The 19,909-nt window shown below is 73.7% G+C and carries 11 protein-coding genes and 1 pseudogene; 10 read left to right on the forward strand and 2 right to left on the reverse strand.

The window, feature by feature from the left end; translation table 11 throughout:
- Positions 1 to 733: 733 nt before the first annotated feature.
- Both DDQ41_RS00390 and DDQ41_RS00395 read right to left on the reverse strand, forming a co-directional pair.
- Positions 734 to 1,339 carry a response regulator transcription factor gene (locus tag DDQ41_RS00390; protein ID WP_109292637.1) on the reverse strand — a complete coding sequence of 202 codons (606 nt, stop codon included), beginning with the start codon at positions 1,337 to 1,339 and terminating at the stop codon, positions 734 to 736.
- A 339-nt stretch (positions 1,340 to 1,678) separates the two neighbouring features.
- Positions 1,679 to 2,089 (reverse strand): Fur family transcriptional regulator, encoded by a 411-nt coding sequence (locus tag DDQ41_RS00395; protein ID WP_109292638.1) that lies wholly within the window; start codon positions 2,087 to 2,089, stop codon positions 1,679 to 1,681.
- A 518-nt stretch (positions 2,090 to 2,607) separates the two neighbouring features.
- Between DDQ41_RS00395 and katG the strand changes: the two genes are divergently transcribed.
- The 10 genes and pseudogenes from katG (at position 2,608) to DDQ41_RS00460 (ending at position 19,120) form a co-directional block, all read left to right on the forward strand.
- Positions 2,608 to 4,839 carry a catalase/peroxidase HPI gene (gene katG / locus DDQ41_RS00400; protein WP_109292639.1) on the forward strand — a complete coding sequence of 744 codons (2,232 nt, stop codon included), beginning with the start codon at positions 2,608 to 2,610 and terminating at the stop codon, positions 4,837 to 4,839.
- A gap of 811 nt (positions 4,840 to 5,650) precedes the next feature.
- Positions 5,651 to 9,025 (forward strand): pyruvate carboxylase, encoded by a 3,375-nt coding sequence (locus tag DDQ41_RS00410; protein WP_109297465.1) that lies wholly within the window; start codon positions 5,651 to 5,653, stop codon positions 9,023 to 9,025.
- A 567-nt stretch (positions 9,026 to 9,592) separates the two neighbouring features.
- A complete protein-coding gene (locus tag DDQ41_RS00415) occupies positions 9,593 to 10,174 on the forward strand; it encodes a fasciclin domain-containing protein (RefSeq protein ID WP_109292641.1) in 582 nt (193 codons plus the stop codon).
- Positions 10,175 to 10,510: 336 nt separating this feature from the next.
- On the forward strand, positions 10,511 to 11,095 hold the full coding sequence (locus DDQ41_RS00420; RefSeq protein WP_109292642.1) for a tellurite resistance TerB family protein: 585 nt from the start codon (positions 10,511 to 10,513) through the stop codon (positions 11,093 to 11,095).
- 1,072 nt (positions 11,096 to 12,167) lie between these two features.
- Positions 12,168 to 13,865 (forward strand): IS1634 family transposase, encoded by a 1,698-nt coding sequence (locus DDQ41_RS00430; protein ID WP_109297466.1) that lies wholly within the window; start codon positions 12,168 to 12,170, stop codon positions 13,863 to 13,865.
- A gap of 200 nt (positions 13,866 to 14,065) precedes the next feature.
- Entirely contained in the window at positions 14,066 to 14,746 is a 681-nt protein-coding gene (locus DDQ41_RS00435) for an adenosylcobinamide amidohydrolase (RefSeq protein ID WP_109292643.1), read from the forward strand.
- A 541-nt stretch (positions 14,747 to 15,287) separates the two neighbouring features.
- Positions 15,288 to 16,291: pseudogene (locus DDQ41_RS00440) on the forward strand (aminoglycoside phosphotransferase family protein).
- A 1,074-nt stretch (positions 16,292 to 17,365) separates the two neighbouring features.
- Positions 17,366 to 17,869, forward strand: coding sequence for an NUDIX domain-containing protein (locus DDQ41_RS00450; protein ID WP_109297467.1), 504 nt, complete (start codon positions 17,366 to 17,368; stop codon positions 17,867 to 17,869).
- A 150-nt stretch (positions 17,870 to 18,019) separates the two neighbouring features.
- Positions 18,020 to 18,256, forward strand: coding sequence for a chaplin (locus tag DDQ41_RS00455; RefSeq protein WP_172607780.1), 237 nt, complete (start codon positions 18,020 to 18,022; stop codon positions 18,254 to 18,256).
- Positions 18,257 to 18,649: 393 nt separating this feature from the next.
- Positions 18,650 to 19,120, forward strand: a complete 471-nt coding sequence (locus DDQ41_RS00460) for a GNAT family N-acetyltransferase (RefSeq protein WP_262508310.1) — start codon at positions 18,650 to 18,652, stop codon at positions 19,118 to 19,120.
- Positions 19,121 to 19,909 lie beyond the last annotated feature (789 nt).

Consider the following 19,909-nt stretch of genomic DNA (forward strand, 5'->3'; position numbering starts at 1 on the left):
ACCGGAACCTGGTCGGTCACCGGGCACCCCGGCAGCCGCACGACCGGCAGCCGCACGACCGGTGATCGCCCATCGGCCCTCCTCGGCCCGGCACGCCGACCGCGTACCGGTGCTGGACGGCACGAAGGCCGTCGCCCGACGACACGGAGAACTCCTGCGGCGGTCGGAGACCTACCGGAACCTGGTCGGTCACCGGGCACCCCGGCAGCCGCACGACCGGCAGCCGCACGACCGGTGATCGCCCATCGGCCCTCCTCGGCCCGGCACGCCGACCGCGTACCGGTGCTGGACGGCACGAAGGCCGTCGCCCGACGACACGGAGAACTCCTGCGGCGGTCGGAGACCTACCGGAACCTGGTCGGTCACCGGGCACCCCGGCAGCCGCACGACCGGCAGCCGCACGACCGGAGGCGGGGGCGCTCCGGAGGCGGGGGCGACGGCGTCCCGCCGGGCGGTGCAGGCGGCCAAGGCGGCGGAGTCCGCGGGGGCCGGCGGTGAAGCGTCCCGCCGGAGCGGGCCGGACGTCCGGCCCGCTCCGGCGGGACGCCCGGCGGGTCGACGTCTCCACGGAGATCGCCGTGGGCCTCTGTGGGCCTCCGTGGGCCGCCGTTTGCCTCGAACCGGAACGCGGAGCGCTTGATCGCCCGCACCGCTTCGCGGGGCACGACCGCGGGGGCGGCCGGCCGGCGGTCGCCCACCGGCGCGGCAGCCCGCCCGCGGGTGTGCCCGCCGCTCAGACCCACCCCGCATGCTGGGACTTCCGTATCGCGTCGACCCGGTTGCGGGCTCCGGTCTTACGGGTGATCGCGGACATGTAGTTGCGTACGGTCCCGAGCGACAGATGCAGTTGGCGTGCTATCTCGGCGAGCGTCGAGCCTTCCGCGGCCATCCGCAGCACGCTGAGTTCGCGGGGCGTCAGAGGCATCTCCGCGGCCTGGAGGAATCCGAAGGCGAGCGACTCGTCGACGAACCGCTCGCCTTCGGCGACCTGCCTTATGGCCTCCAGTAGTCGCCGGGGTCCCGCGTCCTTGCTGACGTAGCCGAGGGCGCCCGCGTCGAAGGCGCGGCGCAGCGCCCCGGGCCTGGCGGCCGTGGCCAGCGCGAGCAGTGCGGGGGCGGGTCCGGTCACGCCCCGGGCCTGGGCCGTCAGAGCCGCCGGTCTGACCGCGCCCGGGCAGTCGACGTCCACGACGCAGACGTGCGGCCGGACGGAGAGCGCCCGCGTGACGGCCGCCGCCCACGAGGAGCCGCTCACCTGGAGGTCTCTTTCCCTTCCCAGTAACGCCGTCAGCGCCGATCTCATCAGGTAGGCGTCGTGCACCAGTAGCACCCTGATCACGTTTGCTCCCCCTCAACTGCCTCGCAGCCTCATGTGACCGGCCGAATTCGGTGGTGGTACGTACAGCCAGTGCCCGCCGATCGGCCACGTAGTCGACGCCGGGGAGGCACGGGAGCGCTCACCTCCAGGAGAGTGCGCTTCCGGTGCGCCCGGCGCATGGAAGCGCAGCGGGTAGCGCACCGGTGGCGATCCCACGGGTGCCGCGGACGGGGCGGCCTGGCACGGGCGGGTTCGACCCGCCGCCCGCGGCCGCCCCGGGAACCGGGAACCGGGCCGGTGCCCGGGGCGGCAGGTGGTGCGAGGCGGAGGCGGGGGCCGGGTCCCCGCCCGGGCGGGGCTTCAGGCGCAGGACGGGCACAGCCCGCGGTAGACGACCTCCGCCCCGGACACCGTGAATCCGAACCGCTGATCGGCCGGGAGGCGGTCCAGTGGATCGCCGGTCGGGCGGACGTCGCGGATGGCGCCGCAGCCGGAGCACACGAGGTGCTGGTGCGGGTGGTGCGCGTTGGGGTCGTACCGCTTGGCGCGGCCGTCCGTGGAGACCTCCGCGACCTCGCCGAGAGCGACGAGTTCGCCCAGCGTGTTGTAGACGGTCGCCCGGGAGATCTCGGGCAGTCGCCGCGCGGCGCGGGTGTGCACCTCGTCCGCCGTGAGGTGCACGTGGTCGCCGTCGAGGACCTCAGCCACGACGCGCCGCTGGGCGGTCACCCGCCAGCCACGCCCGCGCAGCCGCTCCAGCAGGTCGCTCATGTCGGTTCACCCAATTCGCGCTCGACGGGACGGCCGAAGTCTATCCGTGGATGTCCGGAATCTGATCGGATACGGATCAGGCGAGCTTCTTGACCTGGACTGCGTCCATCGTAGGATCGGTTCCGGTGACAGCCAAGGGCGCAGAGGGCTCCAGCACGGCAGGAGACGAGGACATGACGGGAACACCGCCGCCGATCCGCACCGTGCCGGCCGGCGGATGACGGCCACCGGCGAGATGCCGTCCGGGACCGCGGTGGGCAGGACCCGCCGCCGTGCCGGGGCGGGCGGTTCCCGGGCGCGCGCCCGTCTCGGCGCCCGCCTGTCCGGGCTCCGTGCGGGGCCCTCGGCGCGTGCCCCCGCCGGGCCGTGCCGCCGTCGCACCGGCCGGCGCACCGGCCGCCCGGCCGCGCCGCCGGGAAGGCCGCCCACCGGGGCCCGCGCCGGCAGTTCGACCGCCCGCAGTTCGACCGCCCGCAGTTCCTGAGCACACGCGATCCGCCCAGTCCGGAAGGATTCCCATGTCCGAGAACCATGACGCAATCGTCGCCGACGCCAAGACCGAGGGCTCGGGAGGCTGCCCGGTCGCGCACGGGCGCGCGCCGCACCCGACGCAGGGCGGAGGCAACCGCCAGTGGTGGCCGGAGCGGCTCAATCTGAAGATCCTCGCCAAGAACCCGGCCGTGGCCAACCCGCTCGGCGGCGGGTTCGACTACGCCGCGGCGTTCGGGAGCCTGGACCTGCCGGCCGTGAAGCGGGACATCGCCGAGGTGCTGACGACCTCCCAGGACTGGTGGCCGGCCGACTTCGGCCACTACGGACCGTTCATGATCCGTATGGCGTGGCACAGCGCGGGCACCTACCGCATCAGCGACGGCCGCGGCGGCGCCGGGGCGGGCCAGCAGCGGTTCGCCCCGCTCAACAGCTGGCCGGACAACGGCAACCTCGACAAGGCCCGCCGGCTGCTGTGGCCCGTGAAGAAGAAGTACGGCCAGAGCCTGTCCTGGGCGGACCTCATGATCCTCGCGGGCAACGTCGCCCTCGAGTCGATGGGCTTCGAGACCTTCGGCTTCGCGGGCGGCCGTGAGGACGTCTGGGAGCCCGACGAGGACGTCTACTGGGGTCCGGAGACCACCTGGCTCGGCGACGAGCGCTACACCGGCGACCGCGAGCTGGAGAACCCGCTCGGCGCGGTCCAGATGGGCCTCATCTACGTCAATCCCGAGGGCCCCAACGGCAACCCGGACCCCCTGGCCGCCGCCCGCGACATCCGCGAGACGTTCCGCCGGATGGCGATGAACGACGAGGAGACGGTCGCCCTCATCGCCGGCGGCCACACCTTCGGCAAGACCCACGGCGCCGGCCCGGCGGACGCCGTCGGCCCGGACCCCGAGGCCGCCCCGATCGAGCAGCAGGGCTTCGGCTGGAAGAACAGCCACGGCACGGGCAAGGGCGCCGACGCCATCACCAGCGGTCTCGAGGGCATCTGGACCGACACCCCGATCACCTGGGACAACAGCTTCTTCGAGATCCTGTTCCGCTACGAGTGGGAGCTGTTCGAGAGCCCCGCGGGCGCTCACCAGTGGCGGCCGAAGGACGGTGCCGGCTCGGGTACCGTCCCCGACGCCCACGACGCGTCGAGGACCCACGCCCCGACGATGCTCACCACCGACCTCTCGCTGCGCTTCGACCCGGTGTACGAGCAGATCTCGCGGCGCTTCCTGGAGGACCCCGGCGCCTTCGCGGACGCCTTCGCCCGGGCCTGGTACAAGCTGACGCACCGTGACATGGGCCCGATCCAGCGGTACCTCGGTCCCGAGGTGCCGTCCGAGGTGCTGCTGTGGCAGGACCCGCTGCCCGAGGTGGCGCACCAGCTCGTGGACGCCGGGGACGTCGCCGCGCTGAAGGCGCAGATCCTCGACTCGGGCCTGCCGGTGCCCGAGCTGGTGTCCACGGCATGGGCGTCGGCCTCGTCCTTCCGCGGCAGCGACAAGCGCGGCGGTGCCAACGGTGCCCGTATCCGCCTGCAACCGCAGAGCGGCTGGGAGGTCAACGACCCCGACCGGCTGGCGGGCGTGCTGCGCACCCTCGAGGGGATCCGGCAGTCCTTCAACTCCGCCCAGAGCGGTGGCAAGCGGATCTCGCTCGCCGACCTGATCGTCCTCGCCGGCGGCGCCGCCGTGGAGAAGGCCGCCGCGGACGCCGGCGTCGAGATCGGCGTCCCCTTCGCACCGGGCCGGGTGGACGCGTCGCAGGACCAGACGGACACCGAGTCGTTCGCCGCGCTCGAGCCGGCCGCCGACGGCTTCCGCAACTACCTCGGCAAGGGCAACCGGCTGCCGGCCGAGTACCTGCTGATCGACCGGGCGAACCTGCTGACATTGAGCGCGCCCGAGATGACGGTCCTGGTCGGCGGACTGCGCGTGCTCGGCGCGAACCACGGGCAGTCGCGGCTCGGGGTGCTCACGGCGACCCCGGGCAGGCTGACCAACGACTTCTTCGTCAACCTGCTCGACCTCGGGACGACATGGCAGGCGACGGCCGGGGACGCCAGCACCTTCGAGGGCCGTGACGGCGCCACCGGCGAGGTCAAGTGGACCGGGACCCGGGCCGACCTGGTCTTCGGCTCCAACTCCGAGCTGCGTGCTCTGGCGGAGGTGTACGCGAGCGACGACGCCAACGAGAAGTTCGTCAGGGACTTCGTCGCGGCATGGGACAAGGTCATGAACCTGGACCGGTTCGACCTCGCCTGATTCGTAAATAGAACGCGTCCAAGGTCGAGAAGACCCGTTCGCCTTCGATTTACAGGCCAACAGGGTGGGGCTCGGCCTCCGGACTACTGATCCCGGTGCCCCCACCCGCCGGACCCGCCGGTGTCGGCGGGTCCGGCAGGTCCGGCAGGTCCGGCAGGTCCGGCAGGTCCCGCAGGTCCGGCAGGTCCGGCAGGTCCGGCAGGTCCGGCAGGTCCGGCGGGTCCGGCGGGTCCGGCAGGTCTGGGAGCCCCCGCCGCAGCGGACGGCGCACCCTGCGGGACACGGGGTGCGCCGTCCGTACCGTCCGTGCCGCCGTGCGGTTGCGGAAGCCCGGCCCGCCGCACCCGTGCCGGCCACGGCTCCCGGTGCGGCGGGCCCGTCGCCGTCGTAGTGCCCGGGCGCTGGCGCACGGCCCCGCACGGCTGCCGCGAGGGCCCCGTCCCCGCCCGGCGCGGGCGCGGCCCTCGCGGCCGCCGCGGCCCGCACGGGAACGCCGCTCGCGGTCCCCGACCGCCCGGCCGCATATCCGCCGGGCCGGACAAGCCACCCGTCCACGTGCCACCCGTCCACGTGCCACCCGTCCCCGTGCCGTCCGGTTGCCGGAGACCCGGCCGGTTGCGGGAGACCCTGCCGGGTTCGGCGGACCGGGCGGGTTCGGCGGACCGGGCGGGTTCGGCGGACCGGGCGACGTGACCAACGCAACGCCGCGCGGGTGCGCCGACCACCACGGGACTCTTGACGCTACCGCCGGGTAGGGACTGGGGTGGCTGAGACCATGGGGTATGTCGCCACCAGGCTGAAGGGATCCAGGATGTTCCGCAAGGTGCTGGTCGCCAACCGCGGCGAGATTGCGATTCGCGCATTCCGCGCCGGCTACGAACTGGGGGCGCGCACCGTCGCCGTCTTCCCCTACGAGGACCGCAACTCGCTGCACCGGTTGAAGGCCGACGAAGCCTACGAGATCGGCGAGCAGGGGCACCCGGTGCGGGCCTACCTCTCCGTCGAGGAGGTCGTGGCCGCCGCCCGCCGGGCGGGGGCGGACGCCGTCTACCCGGGTTACGGGTTCCTGTCCGAGAACCCGGAACTGGCCCGCGCCTGCGAGGAGGCGGGCATCACCTTCGTCGGGCCGGACGCGGACACCCTCGAACTCACCGGGAACAAGGCCCGCGCCGTGGCCGCCGCGCGCGCCGCCGGGGTGCCGGTGCTCGGCTCGTCCGAGCCCTCCACCGACGTGGGCGAACTCGTCCGGGCCGCGCAGGACATCGGTTTCCCGGTGTTCGTCAAGGCGGTCGCCGGCGGCGGGGGGCGCGGCATGCGCCGTGTGGAGGACCCGTCCGCGCTGCGGGAGTCGATCGAGGCGGCGTCCCGCGAGGCGGCGTCGGCGTTCGGCGACCCCACGGTCTTCCTGGAGAAGGCGGTCGTCGATCCGCGCCATATCGAGGTGCAGATCCTCGCCGACGGCAGCGGGAACGTCATCCACCTCTTCGAGCGGGACTGCTCGCTCCAGCGCCGGCACCAGAAGGTGATCGAGCTGGCACCCGCGCCGAACCTCGACCCGGCGCTGCGGGACCGGATCTGCGCGGACGCGGTGCGCTTCGCCCGGGAGATCGGCTACCGCAACGCCGGCACGGTGGAGTTCCTGCTCGACCGCGACGGCAACCACGTCTTCATCGAGATGAACCCGCGCATCCAGGTCGAGCACACGGTGACCGAGGAGGTCACCGACGTCGACCTGGTCCAGGCGCAGCTGCGTATCGCCGCCGGTGAGACGCTCGCGGACCTCGGGCTCGCTCAGGAGACCGTCACGCTGCGCGGTGCCGCTCTGCAGTGCCGTATCACCACCGAGGACCCGGCGAACGGGTTCCGCCCGGACACGGGCCGGATCAGCGCCTACCGCTCACCGGGAGGCTCCGGCATCCGCCTCGACGGCGGCACGACCCACGCGGGCACCGAGATCAGCGCCCACTTCGACTCGATGCTGGTCAAGCTCACCTGCCGGGGCCGGGACTTCGGGGCCGCGATCGGCCGGGCCCGGCGTGCGGTGGCCGAGTTCCGCATCCGCGGCGTGGCCACGAACATCCCGTTCCTCCAGGCCGTACTGGACGACCCGGACTTCCAGGCCGGGCGGGTCACCACGTCGTTCATCGAGGAGCGGCCGTATCTGCTCACCGCGCGCCACTCCGCCGACCGCGGCACGAAGCTGCTCACGTACCTGGCGGACGTGACGGTGAACAGACCCCACGGTGAACGGCCGGCCCTGGCCGACCCGGTCGCCAAGCTGCCCCCGCTGCCCGCCGGGGAGCCGCCCGCCGGGTCCCGGCAGCGGCTGGTGGAACTCGGACCGGAGGGCTTCGCCCGGTGGCTGCGGGGATCGCCGACCATCGGCGTCACCGACACCACCTTCCGCGACGCCCACCAGTCGCTGCTCGCCACCCGCGTCCGCACCAGGGACCTGCTCGCCGTCGCCCCGACGGTCGCGCGGACACTGCCGCGGCTGCTGTCGCTGGAGTGCTGGGGCGGTGCCACCTACGACGTGGCCCTGCGCTTCCTCGCCGAGGACCCCTGGGAGCGGCTGGCCGCACTGCGTGAGGCCGTCCCCAACATCTGCCTCCAGATGCTGCTGCGCGGGCGGAACACCGTGGGCTACACGCCGTACCCGACGGAGGTGACCGACTCCTTCGTCCAGGAGGCGGCGGCCACCGGCGTCGACATCTTCCGGATCTTCGACGCGCTCAACGACGTGGGGCAGATGCGGCCCGCGATCGAGGCGGTACGGGAGACCGGTACGGCCGTGGCGGAGGTCGCCCTCTGCTACACCTCCGACCTGTCCGACCCCTCGGAGCGGCTCTACACGCTGGACTACTACCTCCGCCTCGCCGAGGAGATCGTCGCCGCGGGCGCCCATGTCCTGGCCGTGAAGGACATGGCCGGGCTGCTGCGCGCCCCGGCGGCGGCCACACTCGTCTCGGCGCTGCGCCGCGAGTTCGACCTGCCGGTGCACCTGCACACCCACGACACCGCGGGCGGCCAGCTCGCCACCTACCTGGCGGCGATCCAGGCGGGGGCGGACGCGGTGGACGGCGCGGTCGCGTCGATGGCGGGCACGACGTCGCAGCCGTCGCTGTCGGCCATCGTGGCGGCGACCGACCACACCCCGCGCCCCACCGGGCTGGATCTGCAGGCCGTCGGCGACCTGGAGCCCTACTGGGAGGGCGTGCGCCGGATCTACGCGCCGTTCGAGGCCGGACTGGCCTCGCCGACCGGACGCGTCTACCACCACGAGATCCCGGGCGGGCAGCTGTCCAATCTGCGCGCCCAGGCGGTCGCCCTGGGTCTGGGGGACCGCTTCGAGGACATCGAGGCGATGTACGCCGCCGCCGACCGGATCCTCGGCAGGCTGGTGAAGGTCACCCCGTCCTCGAAGGTGGTCGGCGACCTCGCCCTGCATCTGGTCGGAGCCGGGGTGTCGCCTCGGGAGTTCGAGGCCACGCCCGAGAGGTTCGACATCCCGGACTCCGTCGTCGGGTTCCTGCGCGGCGAACTCGGCACCCCGCCGGGAGGCTGGCCGGAGCCCTTCCGCAGCAAGGCGCTGCAGGGCCGGGCCGGCGCCAAGCCGGTGCGGGAGCTGACCGCCGAGGACCGGGCGGGTCTCGAGAAGAGCCGCCGGGCCACGCTCAACCGGCTGCTGTTCCCCGGCCCGACGGGCGAGTTCGACACGCACCGGCAGGCCTACGGCGACACCAGCGTGCTGGACAGCAAGGACTTCTTCTACGGACTGCGGCCGTCGAAGGAGTACGGGGTCGACCTCGAGCCCGGCGTGCGGCTCCTCATCGAGCTGCAGGCCGTCGGTGAGGCCGACGAACGCGGCATGCGGACCGTTATGGCCACGCTGAACGGCCAGCTGCGGCCGATCCAGGTGCGCGACAGGTCGGCGGCCTCGGACGTCCCGGTCACCGAGAAGGCCGACCGTTCGGATCCGGGTCATGTCGCCGCGCCGTTCGCCGGTGTGGTGACGCTCGCCCTGTCCGAGGGGGACGAGGTGGAGGCGGGCGCCACGGTGGCGACCATCGAGGCGATGAAGATGGAAGCCACCATCACCGCCCCGAAGGCGGGCCGGGTCGCGCGGCTGGCCATCAACCGGATCCAGCAGGTGGAAGGCGGCGACCTCCTCATGGAGATCGCGTGACGGGTTGCCGCACTCCGCGGGGGGCCGGCGGTGAGGCGTCCCGCCGGAGCGGGCGGGGCGTCCGGCCCGGTTCGGCGGGACGCTCAGCGGATCGCCGTCTCCACGGAGTGCGGCAGCACCCCGTGACGGGTTGCCGCACCCCGTGACGGGTTGCCGCACCGCGTGACGGACGCTGCGCGCCGCCGGGCGGGCCGTCGGAACCACCACCCCTCGCCGCCCCTCGCCGCCGGCCCGCCACGAGCGGGCGAGGGAGGGGAGGGAGGGGAGGGAGGAGGTGGCCTCCGCGGTCCCGGCGGCCCTGCGGGCGGGGCCGCCGGGACCGGGGTCGCGCGGTGGCGCGCCGGGGTGGGCGCGCGGAGCTGTGGACGCGGGAGGTCGGGAGAGGTCGCGAGAGGTCGCGAGAGGGCAGGGCGCGGGCTGGGCGCGGGCGGGGCCGTGCACCGGCGATCATCCGGACGGTGAAAACGCCCGCCGGTGTCATCCGGAAGGCGGGGTTCCCGCGAAGAGTGAGATGTGGCGGACAGCACGAGGGAGTCCGCCGCACCCCTCCCAGCAAAGGTGAAACTCATGACCACCGATCGCCTCAGGGGCGCCGCTCTCGCCGCAGCCGGTGCGCTCCTCGTACCGCTTCCGCTCCTCGCAGCCGCTCCCACGGCCCAGGCGGGCCCCGCGCTGGAACCCTTCGGACCCGGTTGCTCCGCGCTGCCGACGAGTGGTGCGGGCAGCCCGGCGGCGATGGCCGACCAGCCGGTGGCCACCGCCGCCGCGGAGCAGCCCGACCTGTCCACGCTGGTCAGCGCAGTGAAGAAGGCCGGGCTCGTGGACACGCTGAACAACGCCGACGGGATCACGGTCTTCGCACCCACCAACGACGCCTTCGCGAAGATCCCTGAAGCCCAGCTCAACGAGATCCTGAACGACCAGGAGCAGCTGAAGAAGATCCTGACGTACCACGTCGTCGGGTCGGAGGTCACCGTCGACCAGCTGCCCGACGGCCGGTTCAAGACCCTCGAGGGAGCCGAGCTGACCACGTCCGGGTCGGGTGACTCCTTCAAGGTGAACGACTCGGCGACCATCCTCTGCGGCGACGTGGCCACGAGCAACGCCGTCGTCCACATCATCGACCAGGTACTCCTGCCCCCGTCCTGATCGAGGCGGTGCGCCCATGGGCCGCGCACCCCACGCACTCCACGCGCCCCGGGAGCGCGGCACCGTGGCACCGTGGCGCCGGCATTCCGCCACACGAGTCGGCCCTGCCGTATGTACCGGACATCCGGTATGTACGGCGCGGCCGCCTCCGCCCCGGGCGGCCGCCCTCTCGCGCGGCCGCCTCCTCGCATGCCGCCTCCCCGGCGATCCTCCCCCTCGTTCGCTCCGTCCTGCGGGAACCTGGAGCCGGCCGCCCGGCGTTGACCGGGTACGGCACGCAGTGAAGCGCGGCCGACGACCGGCAGCGGACGGACAGCAGAAGCCGAGGTGGCACCAGTGGCGATGTGGGACCGGCTCAAGGAGCAGGCCAAGAACCTCCAGCAGCCCCGGAACTCCCCGGGAGGCGGCGGGCACGGACAGGGGTACGGCCCCGTGGGGCAGGTACAGCACGGCGGTCGCGGACACGGTTCGTCCGGTGGTTCCAAAGCCCAGTTGATCGGGCTGTTCAAGTCCCAGCTCGCAGCGGTGAAGACCGAACTCAAGAGCGGCGCCTACCGGGACGCCAGCATGGCGATGTGCGCTCTGGTGGCCGCGGCCGACGGGCATGTCGACCCGACGGAGCGTCAGCGCGTCGAGGAACTCATCGTGTCGAACGAGGTCCTGCAGAACTTCCCGGCGGACCAGCTCCGCCAGCGATTCCACCAGCATGTGGACCGGCTCACGGCGAACTTCGAGCAGGGGAGGGCGGAGGCGCTGAAGGAGATCGCCAAGGCCGCCAAGAAGCCGCAGGAGGCCCGCGCGGTCGTCCAGACCGGCATGGTCGTCGCGGGCGCCGACGGCTACGTCGAGCCCTCCGAGCAGCAGGCGGTCCGGGACGCCTGCGCCGCGCTCGGCATCTCACCGGCGGAGTTCGGCGTCTGAGTGGCACCGCGGCCGCCGGCTCCCGCCACACGCGGAACCGGCGGCCGCGGAGGCCGACGCGGCCACGGAGGTACGGGAGCACGCGGCCACGGAGGTACGGGGCCACGGGGGTACGGGGCCACGGGGGTACGGGAGCACGGGAATACCGGCGGGGGCCCATCGCCCTCGGGGCGGTTTCGCGCTCACGCGGTCGACGCCGGCACGCACCACCCGTCGGCTGCGGCTGCGGCGCGCAGTGGCCCTGCGGTAGCCGAAGGGACCGGGAGGTCCACGGAGGTCGCGCGCCGGTCTGTCGACGGGCAACTGCCCTTGACGGCATCGCCCTTGGCGAGCGCGATGGACATGGGCCCGCGGTTGACGTCGAGCCGGACACCGGGGAGGTATCCGGAACCTCTCGCGGAAGGTCTCGGGCACGGTCGCTCCTTTCGCCGCCCGCCCGTCCTCCCCCGGTCGTCGTCCCCCGCCCGTCTTCCCCCCGGTCGCCGTCCCTCCGCGGCGCGGTGTCCGCGGCGCCCGTGCCCTGCCCAACAGCCCTCCCTCCCGCACAGCCCCGATCCCGGCGGCACGGCCCTCACTCCCACACGGCCCTTCCTCCCGCACAGCCCTTCCTCCCGCACAGCCCTGAGCCCGGCGGCACGGAAACCCGCAACGGACCCGTTCACCGGCGGCCCGAGGCGGGCGACTTGGGGCCGGCGGCGGTCGGGCGCCGCGGCCAGGACGGCGGCCTGCGGCAAGCCGGGGCGTGCCCGGGAGCGGGCGGTCCGGGCGGTCGCCCCCGCGCACGGCAGCACGGTCCGGCGGGGCGGTCGCCCGCGCGCACGGCAGCACGGTCCGGCGGGGCGGTCCCGCGACCGCCGTCCCCGATCGGGCAGCCACCGGCACGGCGAGTCCCGGCACCGCTGACGCCGGCACCGTAACCTGAGTTCCGCAGTTCGTAGGCACATACGGGTCTGTCGATCAGTGTCTGCGCAGGTCACGGTGTTTCGGTGCATGCGCGTCGCGTGAATCGCGTGGGCACACGCCTAGTCCATGAGGTATTGATCTTCTTGCTGTGATCGTTGATGCTGTGGGCATGTACTTGCGGACCACCCAGCGGAAGAACAAGAACGGCACGACGGTTCGCTATGTTCAGCTCGCGCACAACCGGCGGGTGGGCGGCACTACGCAGGCCGAGGTGGTGCACAATTTCGGCCGCGAGGACCAGCTCGACACCGACGGCCTGCGCCGTCTGGTCGCCTCGATCAACCGCTACCTGGGCGAGGACGGCGCTGACGCGGCCGCTCCGGCGGCCGGCGGCGGCCTGCAGGTGACCGGCTCGCGCCCGCTCGGGGCGGTCTGGCTTCTGCAGGGCCTGTGGCGGCAGTTGGAGATCGACGCCGCCCTGAAGAAGATCCTCGGCGCGCGCCGGTTCCGCACCGACGTCGAGCGCGTGCTGTTCGCACTGGCCGCCAACCGTGCCATCGCCCCGGCCTCCAAGCTGTCGGCGGCCGAGTGGGCCGGCCGCGACGCGGTGATACCCGGCCTGGAGGCCATGGACGAGAACCAGGCATACCGGGCCATGGACCTGCTGGTGGAGGCCGACGCCCAGGCTGAAGTGCAGGAAGCGGTGTTCTTCGCGGTCGCCAACCTCCTCAACCTCGAAGTCGACCTGCTGTTCTTCGACACCACCAATACCTACTTCGAACGCGACGAACCCGACGAGGGCGAGACCCCGTTCCGCGCCTACGGCAAGAGCAAGGACCACCGCGACGACCTGCCGCAGATCACCATCGGACTGGCTGTCACCAAAGAGGGCGTCCCGGTCCGGTGTTGGTGCTGGCCCGGCGGCACCAGCGACCAGGCGATCCTGCCGCAGGTCAAGGACGACATGCGCGACTGGAAGCTGGGCCGCGTGATCACCGTGGTCGACCGCGGCTTCTCCTCCGCGGACAATCTCGCCTACCTCACCCGCGCCGGCGGCCACTACATCGCCGGGATGCGCATGCGTGACGGAGGCGACCTGGCCGAGGCCGCGCTCGCCCGGCAGGGCCGCTACCAGAGCGTCCGCGACAACCTGCGCGTCAAGGAAGTCAAGCTCGACCAGGCCCCGGGCCGGCGCTTCGTCATCTGCCACAACCCTGCCCAGGAGGAACGCGACCGTCGCCATCGCGAGGAGGCCATCAAGCGGATCGAGGCCGAACTGGAGCGGATCCGGTCCCAGCGTGAACGTGACGCCAAGCGCGCGACCACAGCCAAGGCGCGGGAGCGGGCGGAGGCCGCCCACGTGCGCGCCGAGTGCGCGCTGATCGAACACCCCACCCTGAAGCGGTGGTTGAGAACGTCGAAGAACGGACGGCTGGCCATCGACCGCGCCAAGGTCAAGGCCGAGGAGCGTCTCGACGGCAAGTACCTGCTGACCAGCTCCGATCCGCACCTGAGTGCCGAGGAGATCGCGGTCGGCTACAAGGCTCTCCTGGAAGCCGAGCGCGGATTTCGTGATCTGAAAACGGTGCTGGAACTACGACCGGTCTTTCACCGTCTCGAACACCGCATCCGCGCCCACGTGCTGCTGTGCTGGCTCGCACTGCTGCTGATCCGCGTCGCCGAACGCCGCACCGGACAGACCTGGAACCGGATCAGCACCGAACTCGGCCGCGTGCACGAGGTCACCCTCACCGGCGACGCCGGACAGATCACCCAGACCACCCCGCTCACCAGCCAGCAGGCCGCCCTCTACCGCGCCTGCGGCATCAAACCGCCGCCACGGATCACCGCCGCAGACCCGGCCTGACCAGCCACAACGTGCCCACGTGGGCACACGCCCGCACGGGCGCCATCCCGACGTTTCCGCAGCTCAATCTCTGTTTTCGACTCATCCGCATGCCTACCAACTGCGGAACTCAGGCGTAAGACCGCGTCGCGAACCCCGGCACCGCTGACGCCGGCACCGCGTACGATCGACCGGTCGCCCCCAGCAGGAAGCCGTGCCCGTTGACCGCCCTCGTACCTCCGCCCCGGACCGCCCCGGGTCTGCTGCCCGCCCGGTGCCTCGTCCGCACCGAGGGGGGCGAGCGGCTGCCCGCCCTGCTGTGGGCGGCCGGACCGGGGTGGCGCATGATCAGCAACGCCGTGCTCGGCGGAGGCATCGGCGAACGGGCCTGGGTCCTCAACGCCCAGGTCGCCCACGGCTACCGCCGTCGGGACCCGGACCGCCATCTCGCACGACTGGCCGCCGGCTTCGGCACGGTCGGTCCGGGCGTGGGGCTGATGACCGCCGCCGACGTCTCCCGCAACGGGCAGTCCCGCGACGGCGGCGCGGAGGCCCTCGCGACGGTGGGCCTCACGGTCCGCGGCTGGGCCGCCGCCGCTGACGAGGGCGGCGTCGCGCTCGCGCCACCGGGTACCGTCAACGTCGTCGCGGCACTTCCGGTGGCGCTCACCGACGCCGCGCTGGTGAACGCGGTGGCGACGGCCACCGAGGCAAAGGTCCAGGCCCTGCTCGACGCCGGGTACGACTGCTCGGGCACGCCCACGGACGCCGTGTGCGTTGCCGCGCGCGTCCCGCGTCCCGGCGAGGAGGTGCACCCTTTCGCCGGTCCTCGGTCCCGGTGGGGCGCCCGGCTGGCCCGTGCCGTCCATCGCGCGGTCGCCGCCGCGACACCCGCGCCGTGACCCGGCCACCCGGCCGGTGGGGCATGCGACCCGGTGCACGGGGTCCGGGCGGTGCGGGGCCGTGCCGCCCGGGCGCCGGGGACGTCAGTCGCCGTGCCCGGCCAGGCTGTGGAGGAGTACGAGCAACGCCACTGCCATGACCGTCATGTGCAGCCATGCGGGGGCGGCCGCGGCATCCGCCGCGGCCGTCACGATCGGGGTCATCCTGTCCTCCCGGTGTCGGGGTCGCGGGGAACGGCGCTCCCCGCGTCGGGGCGCCTGACCCGCCGGGCTCGTGGCGGGCGGCGGCGCTGATCGCCGGTGGGCCGCCCCGCCCTGGGGACGGAGCAGTGCGGGGTCGGTCACCCGCGTCTGCCCGGCGTCTGCCCCGTGTCGCCGGATCGACGCACGGCCGCGGCCCGTACCGGCACGGCCTGCTCCCTCCTCGGGTGGGTGTGGTGACCGTCCGCTGCCGGCGGGGCGCGCCCCCGGGTGGCCCGCGCCACGGGCCGGCGGGGAAATCCGGTGGTACCCGCCCCGGTTCCGGTGCTGGGATGGCCCGATGGGCGAGGTGTCGGTGCGCGTGGACCGCGGGCAGTACCCGGACGCGGAGAGTCCGTGGGAGCAGGAGGCGTGGCGGGGCGCTGCCCTGGACTGGGTGGCGCAGGTGCCGGCAGCAGAGGGCCTGCGGGTGGCCGGCCCATGGGCCGTGCGGCTTCGTCCCTGGTCGGTCCTGGTACGGATCCCGGTCGAGGGGCGCGGCTCCGTCTGGTTCAAGGCCAATCCGCCGGCCAGCGCCTTCGAAGGCGCGCTGAGCACGGCGCCGGCCCGGTGGGTGCCGGAGCACGTGCTGGAACCGCCGGCCGTGGACACCGGGCGCGGGTGGTCGCTGCTGCCCGACGGGGTGAACTCTTCAGGAACGCACTCGACCGGGGGGCGGTCCGGCCCGGTGCCTGGGAAGAGGCGCTGCGCCAGTACGCCCGGATGCAGCGGGTGCTTGTCGCGCATGCCGGGGAGATGGAGGAGCTGGGTGTCCCGAGCGCCCGTACCGCCGCGCTGCCGGACGTCTTCGACAGGCTGGTCGCGCAGAACACCGCGCCGCGGTCGCTCGAGCGCCGGTGCCTCAAGGGCCTCCGGCCGATCGTCGCGGACTTGTGTGCCGAACTCGCGGCCGTGGGCGTCTCCGACTCCCTGGACCACTCCGATCTGCAAGACGCCCGGTTGTTCGTCCGGGAGCCGGGCCGGTTCACGTTCTTCGACTGGGGCGACGCGGCCGTCTCCCACCCCTTCTGCAGCCTGCTGGTCCCCGCCCGCAGGGCCGGTGAGCTCCATGGTCACGACGTCCTGCCCCGGCTGCGCGACGCGTACCTGGAGCCGTGGACGGGCGGCGGTCGGACCGCGGCGCAGCTGCGTCGGGCCGTGAGCCTCGCCTGGCGTCTGAACGCTCTCGGCCGTGCCTGTTCGTGGGGTCGGCTGTTTCCGGCCGCGTCCGGTGGGGCGGCCGCCGAAGGAGCCGTTGAGCGCGTGCGGTGGCTGATGGCACTGCGCGACGATCCGCCCCTCTGAGGGCTCTTCCGGACCGTGGTGGCGCGTACTCGAGCTGAAGTGATCGGGTGGCCGCAGAGGATGCACGTGCTCGGAGGTAGCCCGCGCCGATGACGGCCCCCTGCTGCGGCATGTCGGGCATCGGAATGCAGCGGGTGCGGATCGGGCCGCCCGGCACGTTGCGGGCGAGGGTGTGTTCATCAGCGAGCGGGACGGTGGCGACGCCGGGCTGCTCGGCGTCTGCTCCACCCGCGCCAGGGCCGAGGAGCGGTTCCGCCGGGCGCGGCTCCTGCCGGGCTTCGCCGACGAGCCGGAGTGCTTCGTCGGCGACGACTTCGTGCCTCGACGAGGATGCGTGGACGGACGGCTTCGAGTCCGCGTTCCCCTCTGTCCGTGCCGCTCCCCCCGCCGAGTTCAGCTCGCCGGCCGCATGAGGACGCCCGCGATGTGCGGGCCGGCCGCGGCACCGGCCTGTTCGCGCGGCGGCCGGCCGCCGCGGCCCCGCGGGTGCCGCCAGGTCCGGGAGTTCCGCCGACCGGTTCCGGTGGGCGCGAGCCGTGCCACTCGAGGGACACGGGCGCGGCGTTTCGGCCATCCGGCCCCGCGACCTGATCCTCCCCCGGGTGGGAAGGCCGCGGGCGGCGTGCACCGGCACCACCCCGCCCTGCCGGTGGCGGGACGGCGGGGCCGGGCATCCCGCGTCCTCCCCCGCGCCCATGCGCACCCGCGTGGATTCCGTCCGAAACCGGCCGTCCCGGCGGCCGCCGTCCCTCGTTGGTCCCGGCGGGCGGGCCCAGGACCGCGCCAGGTACGTCCGGGGCTCCGGTCGCGCCGGGCGAAGGTCCGGACCAGCCCTTGACGTTCCGTTCGACGACCCGAGTCGGTGTCGCCCCGCCGCCGCCCCGTGGGCCGGCGCCGTGAGAAAGGCCCAACCGTGACCACTCCCCGTGCCACCGCAGGCGTCTGCGGAATCGCCGATCCGGCGGCCGAGGTGCTCCCTTCCGGCCCGTCCCGGTGTACGGCTCCCGTACGCGTGAGCGGCACCGGGCGGATCCCGGCGGCCCGGCGGCCGGGACTCCGCGGTGGCGGGGCGTCGTGAGCACGACGTGGCTGCCACCGGAGCAGTACGCCGAGACGTTGATGAAGGCGACCGCCTTCGCCTGCCTGTTCTTCACCGACGAGGACGACCGGCCGCTGCAGTTGCGGGCGGTGTACTCACGGGAGCACCCGTGGCAGTGGCCGGGCGGGACCATGGATCCGGGCGAGCGTCCGTGGGAGACGGCGGTGCGGGAGTGCCGGGAGGAGACCGGGATGACCGTCGAGGGGCCCACCCGGCTGCTGGCCGCCGTGTACGGCCTGCCGGGCGCGGCGTGGCCGTTCAGCACGATCGGGTTCGTCTTCGACGGCGGCCGGCTCACCGCCGACCGGATCGCCGGTATCACCCTGGATCCGGCAGAGCACGACGAGGCGCGCGTCCTGTCGCCGGAGGAGTGGCGGGCGCACATGCCGGAGCGGGACTTCGCGCGGCTGGGGGCGGTGCTGGAGGCCCGCCGGACGGGTGTGACGGCGTACTTCGACACCTGGGACTGGGATGCCTGAGCCGGGCCGTGCACGAGGTCCGGAGCCGGCCGGGGTGTCGGACGAGGTCTTTCCGACACGCCCCCGAGCCGCCGAATGCCCGGGGGCGGCTGCGCGGGTCCGGTGTGATCGTGCCCGACTCGTTTCGTCGAGACCCCTCTAGGAGAGATCATGCGCATGCGAATCGCGTCCACCGTGGCCGCCCTCGCCGTGACCGGTGTGCTCGCCGGCGCCGGCAGCGCCGTGGCGGACAGTGGGGCGTCGGCCACGGCGTTCGGCAGCCCGGGTGTGCTGTCGGGCAACGTCATCCAGATCCCCGTGCACGTTCCGCTGAACGTGTGCGGCAACTCGATCGGTGTCGTCAGCCTGCTCAACCCGGCCGTCGGCAACGTCTGCATCAACGGCTGAGCGCGCCCCGCCGCCCTCTGCCCGGGTGCGGCCGGGGCCCGGACGGCTCGCCCGTCGGCCGGTCTGCCGGTGCCCGGGGGCCGGATCCTCCTACCGCGGGTCCGGCCCCCGGGCGTCCCCGGACGGGGCCGGGGTGCCGACGGCGCGCCCCCGCCCGAGCCCAGGCCCGCGGCCCGGGCCGCGGGTTCCCGGCGTCAGCGGCGGGCGGTGCCGCCTCCGCCCGGGGACCGCCCGGCGCGGGTATCCTCCGCTCCGGACCGCCGGGCACTCGCCGCGAGTACGTCCGGCCGGCTTCCCGGAGGCCGTCTACACGGCGGTTCTCGCCGCCCGGTGGCGGCTCGTCAGGTCGGTCCGGACGGCTCGGCCGCCGGAGGCAGGAAGGTGTGCGGTGGCATGAAGTCCCCGGGTGTGCAGCTACGGGAGATCACCGACGACAACCGGGACGCCGTTCGCTCCCTTCGGGTCCGGCGGAACCAGAAGCAGTTCGTCGCCTCCGTGTCCAAGTCGCTGAAGGAGGCGGCGAAGACGCCCGGGGCGCACCCGTGGTACCGGGCCGTCTACCGCGGTGACGAGCCGGTCGGGTTCGTGATGCTGGCGTGGAAACCGCCCACCGGTCCCTTCCGGGGACGGCACTTCCTCTGGCGCCTCCTCGTCGACAAGAGGTACCAGCGGCTGGGCATCGGCCGCGAGGTCCTCGCCCAGGTGGCCGCGCTGGTCCGTGCCGACGGCGCCACCGAACTGCTGACCAGCTATGAGCCCGGCGACGGTGAACCGTGGCCGTTCTACCGGAAGTTGGGGTTCCGACCCACCGGCGAGATCGACGACGGGGAGATCGTGCTGCGGCTCACCTTCCCTGCCGGATGAGCCCCCGCGGGTCAGCGCACCGGACCCGCGCTACCGGACCCGCGCCGACGAATGAGCCCCACGGTGTGAGCCCCACCGAGCGAAACCCCGCGGGTCAGCGCACCGGACCAGCGCCACCGTGTGGGCACCACCGTGTGAGCACCACCGAGCGGGACCCTCAGCGTGTGGGCACAAGCGACGGACTCGACGCCGTATCGGGTGGGCCGTACGCCGCCGGTCGCCCACGGGTCGCCGTGCCGACCGCTGGTCGCCGGGCCGGGCCGGGCCGCGGCGGGCCGGTCGGCGGGACCGCGTCCGCCGCCGGTGTGCGGGTGGCAGCGGGCAGCGTCACGCGGTGCCGGAGCACGCCGGGCGGGGCGGCAGCCACGCTCGGCCCCTCGCGTCCGTCCCCGGGTTCTCCGCCGGTCGGACCGCCCCCGCACCCCCGAGCCCCCGAACCGGCGGCATCGGCGCGATTCGGCCGGACGCATTCATTCCGCAATGGGCTCTCCGGGGCGCCCGGGCGTTCGCTCCGGGGAGCATCGCCAGGTGAACGCGCAGAAGGCGCCCGCCCGTTCGGAAGGGCACGGACGGCGGGCGTCGCCAATCAGCCAACGCCGGCCATCGAACGGGCGGAGAATCCCGGCGATCACGTTGACACCGCATGACCGAGACGCCAGGATGACGGGCCGCGCCGCCGGAATCCCCCACCTCTTCCCCCGCGCCTCCCGCTCCTCCCCCTCGCGAAATTCCGTGGCGCCCCCGGGCTGCCGGGCCTCCGGCCCGCTGCCCCATTTCGTCATGCCCGCG

Source organism: Streptomyces spongiicola (genome assembly GCF_003122365.1).
Taxonomy (GTDB): Bacteria; Actinomycetota; Actinomycetes; order Streptomycetales; family Streptomycetaceae; genus Streptomyces; species Streptomyces spongiicola.